Origin of the sequence: Mycolicibacter kumamotonensis (assembly GCF_002086285.1) — a bacterium.
GTDB lineage: Bacteria > Actinomycetota > Actinomycetes > Mycobacteriales > Mycobacteriaceae > Mycobacterium > Mycobacterium kumamotonense.
This window is the reverse complement of record NZ_MVHU01000128.1, coordinates 1-213: the sequence shown is the minus strand read 5'-3', so window position 1 is coordinate 213 and position 213 is coordinate 1. Positions and strand designations below refer to the sequence as shown.

At 72.8% G+C, this 213-nt stretch carries 1 pseudogene; it reads right to left on the bottom strand.

Annotated elements, in window-relative coordinates:
- Window positions 1-213 (bottom strand): annotated as a pseudogene (locus BST28_RS23075) (recombinase RecQ); the annotation flags it as partial.

Here is a 213-nt window from a genome sequence, read left to right as displayed (position 1 = left end):
TCGTCAACGTCCACCCCGTGTCGGTCACGTCGTCGACCAGCAACACCGGGCCGATTTCCGCCGGCAGGTCCGCCGGCGGCAGCCAACTGCCCTGCAGCGCGGCGACCCGGTAGGCAGAGTTGGCTGCCGCCGTCGCCCGCCGGCTCGGTGCATACCGCAAGGTGTCCAGCCGGGTCAGTCGCCCGAGTTCGGCCAGCCGGTCGGCCAGCGAGG